General features: G+C 59.1%; 1 pseudogene. It reads left to right on the plus strand.

Annotated elements, in window-relative coordinates:
- Nucleotides 1–1048: pseudogene (locus L8H52_RS30305) on the plus strand (type IV secretion protein Rhs); the annotation flags it as partial.

Raw genomic sequence — 1048 nt, forward strand, 5'->3', positions numbered from 1 at the left:
CGACCTCAACGGCCAACTGCTGAAGAAAACCGAATTCGGCGACGATGGCAGCGAACTGGTCACTGAGTATAAGCGCGATGCCGCAGGCCGACTGCTGGTGAAAACCTTGGCCGACGGCGAGGAAATCCACTACAGCTACGACGCCCTCGGTCGCCTCGTAAACGTCGACGACGGTCATTGGCCGCTCGCCTATAAATACGACCTGCAAGACCGCCTCATCGAAGAACACCAAGGCTGGGGCACCCTGCGCTACGAGTACGATAGCGTTGGTCAGCTCAAACACTGCCGCCTCGCTGACGGCAGCAAACTCGATTACCGTCACCAACCCGGTGGGCAACTCAGCAGCATCGACCTCAACGGCTCACGCCTGACCTCTCACCAGTTCAGCGCCGGTCGCGAACGACAGCGTCAGCAAGGTTTGCTGCTCAGCCAATACCAGTACGACGAACAAGGCCGCCTGCAAGCCCACACTGTTGGCCAGCGAGACAAGAACCTGTTCCAGCGTCGTTATAATTACGATGCCAACGGCAACCTCGCTGGCATTGATGACAGCCGCAAAGGCAATCGCAGCTACCACTACGACCCGCTCGATCGACTCATCAGCGTGCGCGGCGCTACTCCGGAAAGCTTCGCCCATGACCCGGCGGGCAACCTGCTGGGCCAAAGCAATGAAGGCACAGCAAACCTCGCCAACGTCAAAGGCAACCGCCTGCTGATGCAGGGTGATCGCCATTATGACTACGACGCCTACGGCAATCTGATTCGCGAGCGCCGTGGCACAGGACAGAAACTCGTCACCGAGTATCGTTACGACTGCCAGCACCGCTTGATCGGCGTTAGCCTGCCGGGTGGCAGCACTGCAACCTACAAGTACGATGCCTTCGGCCGTCGTATTGCAAAAACCGTCGACGGCCACACCACTGAATTCCTTTGGCAAGGCGAACGCCTGATTGCCGAAAGCGCCGAAAACCGTTACCGCAGCTACATCTACGAACCGGGCAGCTTCCGCCCATTGGCGATGCTCGATGGCGAAGGCCCACGTAAAGCG

The sequence above is a fragment of the Pseudomonas sp. CROZ-RG-20F-R04-15 genome (assembly GCF_022662375.1).
Classification (GTDB): domain Bacteria; phylum Pseudomonadota; class Gammaproteobacteria; order Pseudomonadales; family Pseudomonadaceae; genus Aquipseudomonas.